The 19,148-nt window shown below is 53.2% G+C and carries 8 protein-coding genes; 6 read left to right on the plus strand and 2 right to left on the minus strand.

Annotated features, from left to right (window positions below; all coding sequences use genetic code 11):
* Positions 1-10 precede the first annotated feature (10 nt).
* Positions 11-7,504 carry a non-ribosomal peptide synthetase gene (locus Enr8_RS03045; protein ID WP_146429140.1) on the plus strand — a complete coding sequence of 2,498 codons (7,494 nt, stop codon included), beginning with the start codon at positions 11-13 and terminating at the stop codon, positions 7,502-7,504.
* A complete protein-coding gene (locus Enr8_RS03050) occupies positions 7,488-8,495 on the plus strand; it encodes a TauD/TfdA family dioxygenase (RefSeq protein ID WP_186767402.1) in 1,008 nt (335 codons plus the stop codon). Before Enr8_RS03045 ends, Enr8_RS03050 begins: the two co-directional genes overlap by 17 nt.
* A gap of 7 nt (positions 8,496-8,502) precedes the next feature.
* Here Enr8_RS03050 and Enr8_RS03055 read toward each other — a convergent pair whose 3' ends face one another.
* Together Enr8_RS03055 and Enr8_RS03060 are read right to left on the minus strand one after the other, a co-directional pair.
* Positions 8,503-13,056 (minus strand): non-ribosomal peptide synthetase, encoded by a 4,554-nt coding sequence (locus Enr8_RS03055; RefSeq protein ID WP_146429142.1) that lies wholly within the window; start codon positions 13,054-13,056, stop codon positions 8,503-8,505.
* 1 nt (position 13,057) lies between these two features.
* The gene (locus Enr8_RS03060; protein WP_186767403.1) at positions 13,058-13,732 is read right to left on the minus strand and encodes a class I SAM-dependent methyltransferase; all 675 of its coding nucleotides are present in this window, start codon (positions 13,730-13,732) and stop codon (positions 13,058-13,060) included.
* 638 nt (positions 13,733-14,370) lie between these two features.
* Between Enr8_RS03060 and Enr8_RS03065 the strand changes: the two genes are divergently transcribed.
* From Enr8_RS03065 to Enr8_RS03080, 4 genes are all read left to right on the plus strand, one after another.
* Positions 14,371-15,798, plus strand: coding sequence for an IS1380 family transposase (locus Enr8_RS03065; protein WP_186767404.1), 1,428 nt, complete (start codon positions 14,371-14,373; stop codon positions 15,796-15,798).
* A gap of 495 nt (positions 15,799-16,293) precedes the next feature.
* Complete coding sequence (locus tag Enr8_RS03070) at positions 16,294-16,941, plus strand: hypothetical protein (protein ID WP_146429145.1); 648 nt, start codon at positions 16,294-16,296, stop codon at positions 16,939-16,941.
* A gap of 18 nt (positions 16,942-16,959) precedes the next feature.
* On the plus strand, positions 16,960-17,592 hold the full coding sequence (locus Enr8_RS03075; protein WP_146429146.1) for a hypothetical protein: 633 nt from the start codon (positions 16,960-16,962) through the stop codon (positions 17,590-17,592).
* 901 nt (positions 17,593-18,493) lie between these two features.
* A complete protein-coding gene (locus Enr8_RS03080) occupies positions 18,494-19,135 on the plus strand; it encodes an ankyrin repeat domain-containing protein (RefSeq protein ID WP_146429147.1) in 642 nt (213 codons plus the stop codon).
* The last annotated feature ends 13 nt before the right edge of the window (positions 19,136-19,148 follow it).

The following is a 19,148-nucleotide window of genomic DNA, read 5'->3' on the forward strand; positions in this document are numbered from 1 at the left end:
AGACGTGCCGATGCGTATGCGCATATTGGTTAACGGATTGCTTGATGGTGCTCGGCTAGAGGCGGCGGTTGACGCCGTTTGCCAGCGTCACGAGATTCTGACGTCAAGGTTTGACCTCGCCGAGTCTTCGGGATGGCCGCTGCAGACAGTCACGCAAGAACACCGTTGTATTACACTCACTTACCAGGAAGCAGAGTCTCACGACGGGATACACCGTGTGGATCTCGAGCTACCGGCGATCTGCTGTGACGCTGCCTCGCTGCGTGTTCTGTTTTCAGAGATTGTCGACGAATACGAGAGCCCAGGCCCCATTCCTCCTCCTGCCCTGCAGTACGCCCAATTCGCAGAGTGGCAGCTTGGAGGCGATCGGAAGGAATTCAGCAAATCATCTCGACGCACATTTCGCTTGCCGTTCGAAATAGAATCAAAGGGTGTGGGCGACGATCCGCAAACTTATTCGATCGGACTTGTTTGTCGTCGCGAAGATATCCAACATGTCGACGTCGAGGATATCCTTGTCTCGGCTTGGTGCGCAGCACTTTCAAGATTTGTCGAGACCGACCCGCTGATTTGTTCTGTATTTGATGATGGTCGGATATTTCCGGAGCTATTGGGCTGTGTTGGGCCGATAGCGCGCTACCTTAACGTGTCGGTTTCTTCTCCCGACAGCGATTTCTCTGATTATGTTGAGCGAGTGGCTCTTCAGCTTCAGAAGAAGTTCGACAATCCCATCTTTGAACTCCCCGGAAGCGATATCGGCTTTGCTTACCGAGAACGGACAGGAGAGGAAGTCGTCAAGTCGCGCAGGTGGCAACTTGAAGAATTGTCCGACTCGCCATCGCAATTCAAGATTGCTTTAAAGTGTGCCCAAAGCGAAAGCGGGATACTTGGCGCGATCCAATTCGATCGATCCAAGCTGGACGTTGGGCTGGTTGCATCAATTTCAGGTGTGTTTAAGACGTTCCTCGGAGCCAGTTTGAAATCACCGCTTCGCGCCGTGCAATCCATCGGCCTTTGCTCGCCCAATCAGTTCGATCAAGAGCATGCCCACCTAACCTCGAGCGACGGCGTCTCTTTGGGCGGACAATTTGTCACGAATGTCTACGACGCCTTTCATGCGCAAGTGCAACTTGGGGGACAACGTGTTGCATTGTCATCTGGCGATCAATCCATCAGCTTTGAGGAACTTGATGTTCGCGTGCGCTGTATCGCTGGGTGGTTAGTCGACAATGGATTGTGTTTGGAACAGTTTGTCGTACTTTGTCATTTGGATAGCGCGGAATTTGTTACCGCAGCCCTTGCTGTGATGTGTGCAGGTGGAGCATTTGTTCCGATATCTGACGAGTCACCGCCGAGCTTCATCAATGCGATCGAAAAACAACTCAAGCCTGCGTTCATCTTGACAAGCGATTCGGCATACGAGGGATTTTCTAACGCAGCAACGATTGTCCAATGTTTAAGTGACATTCCCAGCAGCGTCTTAGTGCGCGAGGTCGAGCAGAATGCAAAAGGAAGAAACCTGGCCTATTGTCTGTTCACCTCGGGATCGTCTGGTCGACCAAAAGGAGTTGGGGTCTCGCATCGAAGTCTGTTGCAGTACCTCGGAAACGCTGAACGCCATTACTTTGGTCACTCGAACAAGAGCTCCGTTCTCCATACATCGATATCCGCGGACCTGACCATTACCTCGTACCTAGGACCTTTGGTTACCGGAGGGTCAGTAGAGTGCCTGCCGAGTGGAACGGGGATCGATCGCTTAAACGCTCTCACTCGCTGTAAATCTAAATTCGGCGTTTTGAAAATGACCCCCAGTCATCTCCGAGCACTCACCGGAGCAATCGCAAACTGCCCTGCCTTCAAGTCGGTCCACACTTTGATACTTGGCGGTGAAGGGTTGCTTGGGGCAGATATCTCGGAGTGGCGGGCCGAGTATCCCAAATGCAAGATCATCAATGAGTATGGTCCTACCGAATCGACCGTTGGTTGTTCGCTCTTTGAGGTTTCGGCTCGACTCGAGAAAATACCAATCGGCACGGCGATGGATGGTTGCGAGATCTTCATTTTGGATCAGGATCTCAATCCACTTCCAGTGGGGATAACGGGAGACCTGTACATTGCCGGCAATGCGCTCGCGCGAGGGTACTTAGGAGATCCTGCGCTAACTGCGATTCGATTTGTACCGCACCCCAGGCGTAGCGGCCAGCGGATCTACAAGTCCGGCGACCTGGCTCGCAAGCGTCCTGACGGGCAGATCGAGTTTTGCGGTCGAATCGACGATCAGATGAAGGTGCGAGGGCATCGCGTCAGTGTTTCCGATGTTGAGTATTCAATTCGCCAACTCGATGCGATTGCAGATGTTGCAGTCGTTGCCAAAGGCAATGGAGAATCTGAAGTTTCATTGGCAGCCTACGTTGTTCTCAAACATCGTGAGGTCCATCGGGATGCGAAGCTTCGCGAGTTGCTCGGAGAAGTTCTGCTCGATTTCATGATTCCGAACGAATTGCACGTTGTTGATTCGATTCCTTACACCGTCAGTGGCAAAGTGAATCGGGCTCAACTCATCGAGCAGTCGGGTTCCGATGCACAGCGAAGCCATCCGCCGCGAGGTGTCGAAGAGGTACTTGCTTCTCTGTGGGCGCAAGTCCTGGGAACAGAAGAGATCGACTCTGGCGCGGACTTCTTTCGTCTGGGTGGTGACTCGATTCGCGCAGTACAGGTCGCGACACTCGCACGTAAACGCGGTCTAAGTCTTTCCACCGAAAACTTGTACCAAACGCCGGTCCTCCGTGAACTTGCGAGAACGCTACGAGCGGGGAACGAGCAAATTGAGTCGACGTTGCCGTTTGACCTGATCGACGCAAACGAGCATCCAAATTTGCCGGAGGAAATCGAGGATGCCTTTCCTGCCTCGTTCACTCAACAGGGAATGGTTTTTCACAATCGACTCGATCGCGACGAAGCCGTTTATCATGATATTTTTAGCTTTCACCTTGCCGCACCGTTTGACGAGCCAACATTTCGTCAGGCGCTCAACGGATTGATCTCGCGGCATCCGATATTGCGTGCTTCGTTTGACTTCGGCAACCACAATGCGCCGCTAGTGCTCATCCACAAAAACTCTCCTGACTCGCTTACTGTCGAAGACATTCGCTCTATTTCGCCCCAAAAGCAAGGTGTTGTCATCGACGGAGCCATCGCCGAAGAGAGAAAGACCGGCTTTGATGTCGATAAGTTGCCACTCATCCGTTTCAAGATTCATCGTCGAGGGGAGGATCAGTTTCAGTTCTTGCTCAGCTTCCATCATGCAATCATCGATGGTTGGAGCGATGCGACAATGCTGACGGAGTTGTTTTCCGATTATCTGAATCGACTGGAAGGCAAGCCACTTCGAATCTCGTCACCAGTATGTTCGTTTCGCGACTTTGTGAAGTTGGAGCTGGAAGCATCGAGGTCCGATACTGCGTTGGGCTACTGGAAAGGAGTCGTTGACGGTTGCGAGTACTTTCAGCTCAACCAGTACCATTTCATGCGTCCCCCAGCGGGTCGCAGATCCATCACGCGCAATTCGAAGTTGCCACGACAGCATACTATTCGACTTCGATCAATCGCCCGCGAAATGGCCGTTCCATTGAAGTCCGTGTTACTTAGCGCGCATTTTCGAGCCATGTCCGAGCTGTCGGGAAAGCGTGACGTCACGACCTTTGTGGTCGCTAGTGGACGTCAGGAGGTCGAAGACGGCGACCGTGTCCTGGGGCTCTTCATCAATAGCGTTCCCGTTCGATTGCAAGTCGATCGGTCTTGGAAACGGTTGATCGAGCAGGTCTATCGTGCCGAGTGCGACTTTCTTCCGCATCGTCGATGTCCAAACTCAATTATCAGGCAGTTCTGTCAGCATCCCATCTCGGACGTGCTATTCTATTTCACCGACTATCACATTTATCAACAGAGCCAATCTCTAAACCGCGTTGAACTCCTGGACTATAAGCCGCATGAAGTGACAAGCTTCCCATTGACCATCAGCTTTTCCGTTGATCCTAGATCTGATGACATTGAACTCGAGATCAATGCCAATGGATTCCAATTCAGTGAGTCGACGGTTCTTGAGATCGAATCATTGCTGCTGGCGAGTATCGAATCGGTTTCGCATTTTAAGGAGGGCCACCAGCCACCTCTTTCATGGACGTGTGAACCCGTGATTGATACAGGTGCCAACACCAGGTTTGATGGCTCCGACTTGTCGGTTGTTGAGCTGTTCGAGTCTCAGGCGGATCAAATCCCGCAGCATACTGCCGTCACGTGCGGGAATGCTACTCAGACGTTTGCGGACGTTCGGGAGATGGCAAATCACGTTTCTTCCAACTTGATTTCCTTGGAATTGAATCGCGAAGATCCTGTGATCGTGTGTATCCAGAGATGCCTGGAATTGCCGGCGATCATTCTTGGAATCATGCGAGCTGGTGGAGTCTACGTTCCGGTCAGCCCGGACACGCCTCCAGCTCGACTGCGCGAAATCGCATGTCGTCTGCGCCCGAGATTACTCGTCACTAACGCACAGGACGAGTTGTGCGGTATGAACTTGCATGATGGCAGCTTATCACCGGAAACCAAGATTATTGAGTTGGCAGACCTGTTGGCAGAGGGTGGAGCTTTCACGAAATCAACTACGATCACGCAGCAGTCACTTGCTTACACAATATTTACATCAGGCACGACCGGTCAGCCTAAGGGCGTCATGATCAACCATGAATCATTGACAAACCGCCTGCTGTGGATGAAGGCAGAGTACGTGGTCACAAGAGATGATCATATATTGCACAAGACACCCATGACGTTCGACGTATCCGTGTGGGAATTGCTTTTGCCGTTGATTAGCGGTGCGAGGTTAGTCATCGCATTGCCCGATGCGCACAAGAATCCTCGCGAACTCTGTTCTCTGATAGAGGCACAAGCCGTCTCGATTGTGCACTTTGTCCCTACACTTCTATCCGAGTTTCTCCACGACATTCCGGCTAGTTGTCGCTTGCCAAGGCTTCGCGTCCTGATCTGTAGTGGAGAAGAATTAACTAATCGAGCGTGTGAGTTGCTTCACGAAAGACTTCCAAGCGTCGACATCGTAAACTTGTATGGGCCAACCGAAGCTACTATTGACGTGTCTGCCCATCGCTATGTGTTTCCCGAACAACCGCCCATTCCGATCGGGCGCGCCATCGACAATGTAACCCTTTGCGTTCTGGACGATTTGGTTCCCGTCGCTCCGGGGGGCCATGGGGAACTGTGCATTGGCGGTGTTGCTGTTGCGCGTGGCTACTTCAACCAGCCCGATTTGACGGCTGAGCGATTCGTTCCCGATCCCTTCGGACGGCCCGGCTCTCGGATGTATCGAACCGGCGACATCGCTCGAACCTTGCCCAGCGGCGAGATTGCTTACCTTGGAAGGTCGGACCGGCAGGTGAAGGTCCTAGGTGTTCGAATCGAGCTCGAGGAGGTCGAACGAGTTTTGCGAAGTCACGTGGGCGTTTCGGATGTTGCGGCAGTCCTTTATCAAAACAAGGCCGGCGAACACCAGCAGATCGTCGTCTTTGTTGTGAAATCCGATCCATCATTATCGGTCAACGCAATCAACCATCACTATCGCGAGCACCTTACGTCGGTCGTACCCGCAGTCATCTTTCTCGATCAACTTCCAAGGCTTGCATCGGGGAAAATTGATCGTAGCAATCTACCGGACCCAACTAAGTTGTTGTCCGAGCGAACCGTTGCGCAGCCGGCGTCGGGGACTGAGCAGGTGGTGGCGCGCATCTGGAAAGAGGTGTTGGGACTTGAATTTGTGGGTCGTGAGGACAACTTCTTTCAACTCGGCGGTAATTCGCTCGAGTTGATGCGTGTGTCTGCTAGGTTGAAATCGGAATTGGGAGCCGACGTATCGATCAAAGACTTGTATGGGTGCAACGATCTTGCAGAATGCGCCTCCATTACACAGAAATCGGATAACTGGGATCAATATGATCCAGGGCATCAGATTCAAACGAAAGAGGGCGGGCGTTTTGAGGCCTCGTTGTCGCAAGAGGGAATTTGGATCGCCATCAATTCTGGGCGGGCCTCGAACAGCGGTTTTCAGATACCCGTGTTGTTGGAGTGCGAGGGTGAGTTGGACCTCACCTCCCTAGAACGTAGCGTGCAGCATCTTGACCGGCTTTATCCTGCGTTGCGTTCGCGCTTTTGCAATGATTCGGGCAGTCTTTCGTTTGAGATTATCGACAACCCAACTCCGAATCGAATTGTGATGTGTCGCGGTGAGGAGGTTGATTTTCGAGGATGGATCGACAACCAATTGGAAAGTCTGAATGATCTGGAGACAGGATGCCTGTTTGGTGTCTCGGTCGTTCAACATTCGCCCTCACGGTTTGACGTTCTGATCGTCGTGCATCACATCGTTGCTGACGGATGGTCGATGCAAGTGCTACTCAACGATCTCTGCGAAACGTATGAGTGTATAGTCAATGGCAGATCCACCCGAGCAACCTGCGAGCCCAACTACTGCGAGTTGGATCGATTGGCCGCTGATCGCAGGAAGTTTGAAAGAGGTGATTGGAATTCCGACCTAAATTGGTGGCAACAGAGACTAAGTGAATTTCGAGATATTCCGTTGGCGAAGAATCCGTGTCTGGCGGCGACGAATCGCGTTAGTGCCGAAACACAAGAAAGGCACGCTGATGCGGAATCGAACGGGGAGTATCGAACGCAAGAATTGAGTCTTTCGCTTAGTGCTCGCGCGACAGAATACGCTCAAGCAAATCACGCTTCTTCCTTCGCCGTGATGTTACACAGTTTCTTTCAACTACTTTCATTCTACACAGAAGAACGTGATCTTGTCGTAGGGACGGATGTTGCTCGTCAGCCGGGCAACCAGGATACAGTTGGATGTTTCACCAATCAGATGCCGATTCGACACGAGCTAGATTGGGAAGATACTTACGAGGATTCGTTCGGCAAGTTTCGGCGTTCATTGTCGAAGAGTATCGAACACGCGGAGGTTCCCTATGAATTGGTGCTCAGACACGTTGCTGCGTCGAGACCACAGGGCGCAACGCTCTTCAACGTCAAGTTCGTACAACAACCAATATCGATGTCGGTCCGACACGCTGCGGGAGTCTCGTTTCATCCTCGATTCGTATGCGTTGAACCGAAGTGGGACTTGCTCGTCGATGTATTCGACAATGGCGGTCAAACTCAACTGGTGGCAACATTCGACGCAGAGTTCCTTGAAGGCGATTTGGTCAGCGAATTGCTGGAGTCCTTTCGCTTCTTGTTGGAAACGAGTCTAGCCGATGTGGCGGCGACCGGTGAACGCCTTCGAAGTCTTGTGCTGGGTCATGTGCGCCGGCGAGAGCAGAAATCACTCGAACGTCTGGATTCTTGTGCTCGTGCCTTGTTACAAAAGCATGTTCAAAAGAGAGCCGGCGCCCCTCAATCCTCTGGTGCTGATCATGAAGAAGAACGTTAATCAAAGTCTCGCCTCGCCTGACGCTTTCCGACGACGTCCCTCGCAAGCTGAGCCAACCGAGCATCATTATCAGGAGTGCGACAGCCAGGGCTTCGTTTTCGTCGTCGAGTCCACGTTTCCCGGCGGTCTCGAGTGGTTTGCTTCGAATCGAAATTGGATTCATGCGAAATTGAAAGAACATGGTGCAATCATCTTTCGCGGCTTTACAAATCAGGCTGCTTCCGAATTTCATGATTGGATGATCACGGTTTGCAGTAGGACACTCAAGTATGAAGGCAGGTCATCCCCTCGAACGAAAGTATTTGAAAACGTCTACACGTCGACTGACTATCCGCCGGATCGACGCATTCCTTTCCACAACGAAAGCTCTTATCGAAGAGAGTTTCCAACGTTTATCGCATTTTATTGTGCGAGACCAGCCGAAGGCGGCGGACAGACGGGGCTCGTGCGTACCGACCAAATGTTAGGCCGAATACCGGAGTCAATCCGTTTGAGATTTGAAGAACGTAAATGGATGTACGTGCGAAACTTTCAGCCGGGGGTTGGGATGTCCTGGCAAGAGTCATTTTGTACGGACGACAAAGCGCAAATCGAAGCGCATTGCCGTCGCGAATCGATGACGTTTCAATGGTTGTCGAACGTGCATCTTCAAACAAGAGCGATTCGCGATCCAATCATTGTGCACCCAGTTACCGGCGAAAAGTGCTGGTTCAATCACGCGTGCTTTTTCCACAGGACAAGTCTTGATCCTGATATACGCGCAATGCTGGAGGAACAGTTGGGCGTCGAGTATCTTCCAACCAATTCGTTTTATGGCGATGGCGGTGAGATTGATGCGAAGACCATCGATCAGATTCGCCAGGCATATCTGGTCAACAGTGTTAACATCGAGTGGCAAACAGGCGACCTATTGCTTGTCGACAACATCATGACAGCCCACTGCAGAGCACCTTACCAGGGAAATCGGCTGATCTATGCTGCAATGGCGTGAGCGGTGGTTACGAATTTGGTATATTGCCTATCTCCGCGAGCAAATCTTCCAAGGAATGCTCCAGTGATTCCACAATTCGGCGTACACGAGAGTTCTCTAAATCGGCCGTTTTGTAGTCAACGATCAATTGAAGATCCGGTTTGAGATCGAGCACTTCAAACCAAATTTTTGTAAAAGTAGGCACGTAGCTTGGGACGTCGAGCGATTGGCCAGCCCATTCAGCATGCAACGATTCTTCTCGGAGTCCTCTTTCCCAATGCTCGAAACTTTGAAACACAAACATGATCGGAGCTAAGTTCTGTAAATCGAATCCCGCACTACCCTCCAAGCTCGAAGCAACCAAGCCAATTGGCGCAAGTTGATGCTCCTCCGCGCTCAGCATCTCCTCCCGAGTTCGCAAAACCAATTCGGAAGGGCCGCAATCATTAGTGTCAACCCGAAGGATGACTGGATTGGAGAATGGGCCGATAACGCGGTCTAATCCGGGAATCGTTCTGCCATCCATTACTGTTCCCACTGTGACAATTCCTTCTTCGGTGTAGTCACGTGTCGCGTGGCAGATGCCGGCGACAATCATCTGCGCCACCGTCCAACGTTTGCTCTTTGCTGTTCGTTGAATTCGGTCCGTCAATCCAGTACACAGCGAATGCACATGCCTGGAAACGGAAAACTGTTCGGCGACGTCAGATGGAACTCGGTTTCCAAATCGCATCGTGCAGAGGTTGTTTTCGAGCTTGTCGCGCCACCAGGATACATTTGGGAAAATGACCGTGTCAAAGTGTTCATGTTCCCAGGACGCGTAATCCGCATATTGGAAGGGAATTTTCGGAAGACGAACGCGTTCGTGATTCACCAAGGCCAGGTATGAATCGATCAGTTCCTGGCCGATGACGTTCAGTGACCAACCATCTGCCACGAAATGATGGACAACGAGGATAAATACATGCGTAATAGCGTCAATTTTGAGCAGGACAAACCGTATGGGCAACGAGTCCGTCACATCGATGGCCTGTTCCGAGTACCACTGAATGGTGCGGTTGCATTCCATCTCGCGTATCGAAGGCGGGAACAAAGATAGGTCGATGAACTCCACGGGGGTATCCGGTACTCCGGAAAGTTGCAGCTTGGGTGCGTCGTCTTTGTTGATAACTCGGCTTCTCAGAATGTCGTGCCTTTGGAGAATGGACTTGCAACTCTCGGAAACCACGTCGTACTCGATTGGCCCGGACAGCTTGACGATGGCGTTGATGTTGCAAAAACACGGTTCGGAAAACGCTTCGACTGCACGCAAGAGTTCCTGTTGATTAAATGAAAGGTCGCGCAGCGTATCCCAGCGTCTTCGTGGACTGCTGGGGCTGTCTTCTTTGACTCCAATACTCTCCAGCTCATTTGCCAGCGACTGAATCGTTGGGAAATCAAAGAGAACTCGAACCGGGACCTTCAGCCCGAGCGTGGCCTGAATGCGAGTCATGATGCGGGCGGCTAACAACGAATGCCCGCCCATCATGAAAAAGTTGTCGTGAATTCCCAGCGAAGAGACCTTCAAGACATCAGTCCAAATTTCGCACAACAACTTTTCCGTCGACGTGGCTGGTGGAGAAGCAGACTCACCCTCTCTCTCGGTCCATTTTGAGAGTTCCTTTCGATCGATTTTTCCATGAGTCGTCAATGGAAATCTGGAGACCGTTTGGATCCGGCTGGGAACCATATACTGTGGAAGGATTGTTGAAATGTGCTCTTGCAACTGCTTTGCCGAGGCCGATGAAGTGACGTACGCAACGAGTGCGGGAAGTTCAGAGGCGTCAACGTAAGTCAAGACAACCGCAGTTTCGACGTCATGATGGGATTCGAGTGCGGCTTCGATCTCTCGCAACTCAATGCGATATCCTCTCACCTTCACCTGGCTATCGGATCGCCCCAGCACCACAATTCTGTTGTTTGCATCGCGTCTTGCGAGATCCCCGGTTCGGTACAGCCTTTGTCCGGCAAACTCTGGATTCGGATCTGGAACGAAAGCTGCGGCGGTCAAGTCGGGTCTGTCGAAATAACCACGTGCCAGCCCAACGCCGCCAATGCACAGCTCTCCGATCGTTCCGTTAGCGCATTCTTGCAAGTCGTCGTTGACCACGATCAGCCGAGTGTCGTGGAGTGGGCAACCGATGGAAACATCGTCGCCCACATCCGTCGTGAGGTCGGAGTAACTTGTCCAAACGGTTGCCTCGGTCGGTCCATAAACATTCCAAGCCGTTCCGGCGCCGGCAAGCGTTTTGGCGAGATCGACCGAAAGTGCATCGCCGCCACAGAGAATTCGCAAGCCGTCAGGGAGGCGTTGTTCTCCCTCAATCAAAAGACGCCATCCGACCGGTGTGGCTTGGACGATCGTGACTCTTTTGGTGTGTATTAGATCAATGAGCCGGGCCGAGTCGGCTCGGTCGGTTGATGGAGCGATCACCACTCGTGCCCCCGCCCACAGTGGCAAGAAGTACTCGAGAAGTGAGATGTCAAAACTTGCCGGGCTTATCGCGAGTACTGCGTCGCTGGGTTTCGGTAGCACGAATTTCGCAATGGATTTGAGTAGATTGCTAATCGCACCGTGTGTGACCATCACGCCCTTCGAATCACCGGTCGATCCGGACGTAAACATCAGAAACGCGACCTGCCCCGGCAGCGTAATGGAGTGTATCAATTCACGCGAGCATCTTTCATCATCGGAACAGAATCTTGGTTCAATGATTTCGCTCGGGTCAATTAGTTTCAGGCCTTTTGTAACCGACGACAGCAGGTCATCACGCGCGGCGACAATGAATTTGGCGTCGGACGCCTCGATGTGCTTTCTTAGACGTTGAGGAGGATCCTCGTGATTTAAGGGAACTGCCGTTCCACCAGCTACGATGACACCGAGCAAAGCAATCGGCAAAGCCTCGCAAGGAGGGAGGCACACGGCAACAGCCTCTTCCGCCTGAATTCTCTCTCGCGACAGGGCACCTGCGATTCGTCCAATTCGTGCCCTGAGGTCGCGATATTCTAGTTGGCTCCGCGGTGTTTCGATCGCGACTTCGTCACCACGGTCTTGCGCTTGACGGAGGATTTGATCGTGGAATCCTTGAAAGAAGAACGTTTTGTCGCTCTTGACGACGCGTTCGTTGTGATGAACAAGAACGCTGGACGAATATGCGCGTTTGGTTTGACTCGTAAGCAATCGCTCGATCATGCAACGCATATCGTGTTCAATTTGAGTGACATCGTGAACCGAAAACAGCGATTCGTTGTGTTGCAACACAATTCTGAATTGATCGAGTCCCGTGACGAGTGAGCCTTGCAAATCGGCGGTTGTGAAGGGATTCTCTACTTCGCGAATCTCCATGTTCATGGATGCAAAACGATCAGTGGCCGACCTGACTTCACGCTGCAGAAACAGCAATCGCATCCAGGAAAGATCGCTCAGGAGCTGTGGGACGTCTTCAACCACTGCTTCAATGGGAACATCACGAAGATGCGCGGCAGATAGCAAGGAATCGCGAATCTGTCTTACGACGGATTGAAAATCAACCTTAGGGTGATTCTGAACGCGAACGCGAATGGGAATCAGGTTGTGAAAGCAGCCAACCAGTCCTTCGGTTTGGGCATTGCGGTTCGATATTAGCGTTCCAATTAGGCGATCTTGGCGTCCGCTAACCGAGGAAAGGGCGACTGCGAAGGAAGATAAGGCAATAATGAAAGGAGTTGTCGAGAGCTCCCGTGCCAAGTCGCGGATTTGATTCGATTGGGCAATGGAGAATTCAAACTCTCGGCGGCAGAATTCCTTGACCCGTTGTCCGAGTTGCTCTGTTTGGGGCGCATACCCGTTGAGTTCTGATCGCCAGAACTTCGTTGCGTCGTCCGCACGATGCGAGGTAACGTTGTCGCGTTCCCACAAAGTAAAGTCTGCAAATTGAATTGGAAGCTGTGGGAGCGATTCCTGTTTCTTGCTTGAGTGAGCCTCATACAAATGGCTTAGTTCACCAAGGGCGATGACCATCGATATCTCATCGGATACAAGGTGGTGAATCACGATAACAATTTCAAACTCGTCAGGACCCAGCCGAATCGCTGACATGCGAACTGTTTCTCCATTCTCCAAATCGAATGGGCGGTCGATCTCCTCGGCACAAAAGCCGTCCAGACGTTCGGAGTCCTCGGAGCCAAGTCCGGAAAAATCTTCCCAACGCACGGTTTCGGGCGATTCGGCGAGCGGGACTTGAATAGGATCGATACCCCGGCACAGAATCGCTGTTCTCAAGACTTCGTGTCGCTGAGTCCATTGGCGGAACGCAACCTCAAGAGATTCTCGGTTCAGCGCTCCGCGAACCTGGGCGCGGCACGCTAAATGGAGGGCTCGCTCGCTCTCGGTGTTCAATCCCAATGTCCACAGTCGCTGCTGAGCGAATGACAAGGGAATTGATTGGCCCGGGTCTCGCGGACGAACCGAAGTCTGCTGAACGGACAATTGGTGTAAGCGTTTGAAATACAACGCGCGTTTTTCAGGAGTAAGCTTCGATAACCTCTGTGCAATCTCGTCCACACTAATTACTTCCCTTCATCGCACGAACTTGAAACGCAAAGATCTTGTGCACACGAAACTCCGGCGCGTTGTCATATGCGGCACAACTTTCGCGAAAGAACTCGACCGAAGCAAAGCCCGCCTGCCGTAAATAGGATTCGATTTGGTCGGGAGTGAAGTACTCGAATTGCAGGGGATTGTTCGGTATCTCGCCCCAATTTGCGACAATTCGCCTGTCAAATTGCGTCGACCCCAAAAGACACATGACGAGAACGCCTCGCGGACGCAAGATATCGTGAATTCGTTGTGTCGTTGCTGCCGCTAGGGAAGGTGGTACGTGGTGGAATACCCCATATCCGAATACTCCGTCACAAGAATTCTCATTCAGGCCAATCTTGGTAACATCCATCCTTGTCGTGTTTAGATCGGGGTATTGCATTTGCGCAATGTTAAGGAGAGGTTGGCAGTAGTCGGTCGCCAATACGTTCATCCCCGTACGTCTCATCTTTTCAGCATCGTGACCGGGACCGCATCCGATCTCCACGATGTCAGAACCTTTGACGCTCGTGAGTAGCAGTCGCCTACAAAAGTCCCTGACATCATCGTCAAATAGTTCTTTCGTTCCTGCAAAATAGTTGTCCGCAGCTTTTTCATACGCCACGCGGTTGCAGGTGGTTATTCTTTTTTCATCATCCATCATTTGCCAACTTGGAATTCGGACTCGAGCGGCCTACTGGAACGTCTAGATAGTGTTCTTTCGCAGTTCACTCTGCCATTAGGTAAAAGTGTACCGAAGCAGCAATGCCCAAGCCCACTGAAATTGGACACCTGACGGGTTAGACGATCCCACTTGCTTCAGATGAAAATTCTGCTCGAACAGTTCGGATCCATGGATGCGAGTGCGTTGTGGACGTTCTCAATGTAGCAGAACACATCGAGGCGTGCTTCTTCAAGTCTTGCGAATTTCTTTTAGCGTTCGTGCTTCAGTAAGCAGAAGAACCGCTCTATCCGAAAGTCTTAAGCGTTTGTTGCTAGTCGCGGCTTGTGTACTGGCAACCTCTGTCACTACGTAGGTACCCAGAAGGGGTGCAGTCAGCCTAGTCCTCGATCAAGCGAGAGCCTGACTTAGGAAATCAAAAGAAACTCGAAAACCCTCGGCGTTTTGCAGGTGTATTGGAGGTTACTAAGACTTCAAGACACTCACTCAACGGAGGGTTTCGAGTGAACGCCAAAGTACGTCGGCAACTGCGAAAACGCAAACGCAAACTGCTACGCCGGATTTCAGTTCAGCATGGGAAGTGGCAGTCTCCCATGATTCGGCCGCTGAATACGAAGATGGAACTCGCCCAGAAGCAGCAGGGCATCGCTTGCGGTGGACTCGCGGCAATCATCCAACTCATCAAAACGCTCAGGTTGCGTGACGAACTCAACCGCGCGGCAAGTGTGCTCAAGCTTCACCTGCCCTACGACGAAGCAGATCACATCTTCAATATTGCGCTCAACTTGCTTGCAGGTGGGACATGCCTCGATCACATCGAACACCGACGCAACGATGAAGCCTATCTCGATGCTCTTGGGGCACAACGCATCCCTGATCCGACGACCGCTGGCGACTTCTGTCGTCGGTTCAGCCACGTGCAGTTGATTGAGGTGATGCAAGCGATCAACCGCGTCCGCCAAACGGTGTGGAAGCAGCAAGATGAGGACTTCTTCGATTGCGCGACGATCGAAGCGGACGGCACGATCGTGGAAACTGCCGCAGAGAAGAAAGAGGGCATCGGAATCAGTTACAAAGGGAAGTGGGGCTATCATCCGCTGGTTGTCACGCTCGCCGAAACCCAAGAACTGCTTTACATCCACAATCGCCCTGGCAACCAAGTCAGCGAACAAGACTCGGCGTTCTTCTACGACCTCGCGATCGAACAATTCAAGAAGGCGGGCTTCCGAAAGATCGTTCTTCGTGGCGACACGGCATTCTCTTCCACTGAACAATTGGATCGCTGGGATGAATCGGGAGTGAAGTTCGTCCTTGGTTACTCGGCCCATCCGAATCTTTGCAAGATCGCCGATTCCTTGCCGAAAAACGCATGGAAACGACTGAATCGGTCCTCGGCAGCGGCGCCGGATAAAACGACACGGGCCAATCGTCCGAAAGTCAAAGAAGCCATCGTGATCGCAAATGGCTACAAGAACAAGCGACTCTGCGGTGAGAGCTACGCCGAGTTCGAGTATCGGCCCACGGCGTGCGAACAATCGTACCGGATGGTTGTCGTTCGGAAAGACATCGATGTAACCAGCGGCCAGCAACTGCTGTTCTCCGAAGAGAAGTACTTCTTTTACATCAGCAATGAATCGTCCAGCGCGGCGCCGGCTCGCGAGATCATCCGTGCGAGCAACAAACGCTGTGATCAAGAGAACACGATCAGCCAGCTTAAAGCCAGCGGCGCACTGAGTGCTCCCCTGGACAGCCTCGAGAGCAATCTCGCGTACATGGTGTTCGCGTCGTTGGCCTGGACATTGAAACTGTGGAGCGGGATGCTGATCCAGGTGAAGGGGAACGAAAGTCAGCGACGAATCCGCCGCGAAACGCGTCACCAAATCATGCGAATGGAGTTCTGGACGTACTTGAACTCGTTGATGCTGATCCCTGCTCAGGTCATCCGCTCCTCACGACGTCGCATCTTTCGACTATTGACGTATCGACCGAGCGTGGAACTGCTGATGACGCTGCACGACCACGTTCGCCGACCACTGCGTTGTTGACGAACCACCCTCGAAGCCGAAGTCTGGATGCTTCGGTCCGCCGCAACGCCTAACCCAAAAGCACACGTGCCATGCGAACCACCATCACGAGCAAGCGACAAACCGGGCCACCGGTCCGTCCCGATGCAGCCGCGAAAATAGTTCAAAAGCGCAATTCACCCTCGCTTGATTGAGGCCTAGTAGCACGACATTTGCGTGGCCACTTCAGTTACGCTGGATCGGGATTGGTGAAAAGTGGCGTCCGTGGCCAAATGCGGGTTTTGGCTTAAACATTTCACGCACTTGGAACGGACGCCATGCTTCAGTCTATCGAAACAGCCGCCACGCTCAATCGGATCATGCGACTTTGCCAGCCAGCCGTACTGGCTCTCTTGCTCAAGCTCAGCTGGCGACTCGCCGCCGCGGTAAGATCGTTTTTCCACGCAGGAGCTTTCACCTCGCTCGACCGATCGCTTCGAACGGCGACTGGAGCGCATTCTGCGGGAGATCGGCCGCGTGATTCTGCAAGTCGCCATACGAGACATCGAATCGGACCGGGCCGCCGATGCGCCAACCAGGATCGTCTGGCAAGGACAATCCTACCGCCGCAACCGGATGACCCAGAAGACGATCGACACTCGCTTCGGCCAGATCACCTTCCGCCGCTGGTTCTTCCAGAATGTCGAGTCGGGCGAGGCGGGGATCGCGCCGCTGGACTTGCGCTTGGGATTGTTCGCCGGCCGCATGACTCCCGCGGCGGCCGAATTCGCCGGACGACTGGCGGCCGACATGCCGCAGCAAGCGGCGCTCGAGGTCCTCCTCGAACGCTTCGCGATTAAGCCCGGCGTGGGCACGCTGCGGCGGGTCGTCGCTGATCTGGCGGAGCGGGTTCGCACGCATCATGACCAGGCGGCGATCGAACGCCTGATCGAGTTGATCGAACAAGCACGTCAAAGCGAGGGAAAACACGAGCCACTGTTGCAAGTCGGCCGCGACGGCGTATTGGTGCAAACCCGGCCCTGCTGGGAGGAGGCGAGTTGCGGCACGCTGGCCGTGTACGATCGCTCGCGAAATCGATTGGGCACGGTTTACCTGGGCGAGATGCCCGAAGCCGACCAGCCCACCATGACTGCTCGGCTGACGCATGTGATCCGCGGCGTATAGACGGGCCTGGGCGATGATGTGCCGAAGCTGCGCTATGTCACCGATGCCGGTTGTCATCCGCAAGCTTACTTTCGCGAGGTGCTCGCGCCGATGGTGCATCCCGTTAGCGGCAAGCGGCTGGAGTGGAGTTGGGGCGTCGATTTCTATCACGCCTGCGAGTATGTCACTAAGTTGGCATGTGCCTTGTTTGGCTCGGGGGAAGAGGCCTCGGCGTGGGCGGCCAAGCAGCGGCGAGTGCTCCGCGAGAAGCTCGGCGGCGTGACGCGGGTGATTCAGAGCGCGGCCCAGCAGAAGCGGCGACGCGGTTTGACGGGAACCAAGAAAGACTACGACTCGGCGATCGGTTACTTGAAGAACTATCGTGAACACATGGACTTCGCGACGTGCCGCCGTGCCGGCGAGCCGATCGGAAGCGGGATCACCGAGGCGGGCTGCAAAGTGATCTTCAACCAGCGGATGAAGCAATCCGGCATGCGGTGGAACCGCTCGACAGGACAGCACATCGTGGACTTGCGGACGGCGTTGCGGGGCGGGTTGTGGAGTTCAATTTGGGATCGGCAATTCAGGGCGTCCGACGATCATGGGCCAATAACCCAGCGACTGACGGATCAACATCGCAAAAACAACCGTGAAACCCTGCTACTTGGATGACTGCACCCCCCAGAAGTGTTGTGACAGGATTCGCGCCTCGGTGCTGGTTTGTTTTGGAGTGATTTCTTGCAGGGCTGTCAGCACTGTATTGGCGTCCGCGAAGTCGTCGGGATGGCGGTTGCAGAGGATTGTCCCTTCTAATCATCTCCGGATGTCCTCTACTGGATTCAACTCCGCGCACGCCGTGGGCAGCCAACCAATTCAATGTTCAGATCCATAGCCAGCGCTCGACTCGCTTTGGCGGTGTGGGGTGAACCGCGGTCAATGAACAACACGAAGTTCCAGCCTCGCCAAGTACGAACCGTTTCCAAGTGCCTGCTCCAAGACTCACCGTTTCAGCGAGTGACGGCCACGGCAATGCAACGGCCCGTACCGACATGGACTGCCGTACAGCGCGGACTTTCGGCGGCTGCCACTGACGGACATCTTGGCCGGTTTGCCGACATTCGACCAGAAGGCTCGCAGCGGGCGTTTAGGTCAGAATCGCGGTATCGCTGAACAACACTGCCGTGCGGCGCCGCCCTTTCAGTCCGCGATATAGCTCCCTTTGGATTGACGCCATATTGGGGCACGGCGTCGCAATACGTATCGCGGACGTTCCTCTACGGTTGTCCGCCGCGGGGTGCTGGATCGGGTGCCAACGTGGCATGCCAGCGACTGAGGCTGTTGACATTGACGCCCACCACTCTCACAATCTGCACAATGGATATCTTTCTACCACAACCCGCAGCGCATCTCGCAGAAACTCTCCACTGTAAGATGGCTTGCGGCTACCGCTATTCTTTTCGCTCATTCGCCTACTGAGAAATTTGTGATCATTTTCTCAGCTGTCCGCAAGTGATGGGACAGGGCAACAATGATACAATGTCAAGAATTGTCCATGTTACGAAGTTGAACAAGAATGATGACTGAAGACTTCCTCATTTCAATTGCCGCAGGTGACTTGGAAAGCGTCAAGATAACGGCGGTCGAGAATCCGAGCTTACTGACTGAAAAGTCATCGGGTGTATCGCCCGTCCGTACGGCTGTTTATAACGGCCAAGTCAAAGTTCTGGAGTGGCTTCTAGGCCAGTTGGAGGAGTTGGACGTTTTTGACGCAGCCGCGACAGGAAGGCTTATCGACTTGGAGTCAAAGGCATCCGAAGATGTGAATGTGTGGTCTGACGACGGTTGGACGCCTCTTCACCTGGCCGCATTCTTTGGTCACGACGAAGTTGTTGAGCACCTGATCAAGCGAGGTGCCAATGTAGACGTTCGATCAAAGAATGATCACGGCAATACCCCGCTGCATGCCGCAATCGCCGGCAAAAAATATGGTGCCGCAGAAATCCTGCTTCAACATGGTGCCCCGATTAATCTGGCCGAGATCACCGGCCTCTTTCCAATTCATCTAGCGGTCCAGGAAAACGATTTGCGCGGCGTTCAACTGCTGCTAAGTTACGACGCCGATCCGGCTGCCTTAACAGGCAATGGACAATCGATGGCGGAGTTCTGTAGCGAATCGCAGCCGTCGCATGAAATAGCTGCTTTGCTTGGAACCTGAATCACCGATAGGA

Origin of the sequence: Blastopirellula retiformator, assembly GCF_007859755.1 — a bacterium.
In the GTDB taxonomy this organism is placed as follows: domain Bacteria; phylum Planctomycetota; class Planctomycetia; order Pirellulales; family Pirellulaceae; genus Blastopirellula; species Blastopirellula retiformator.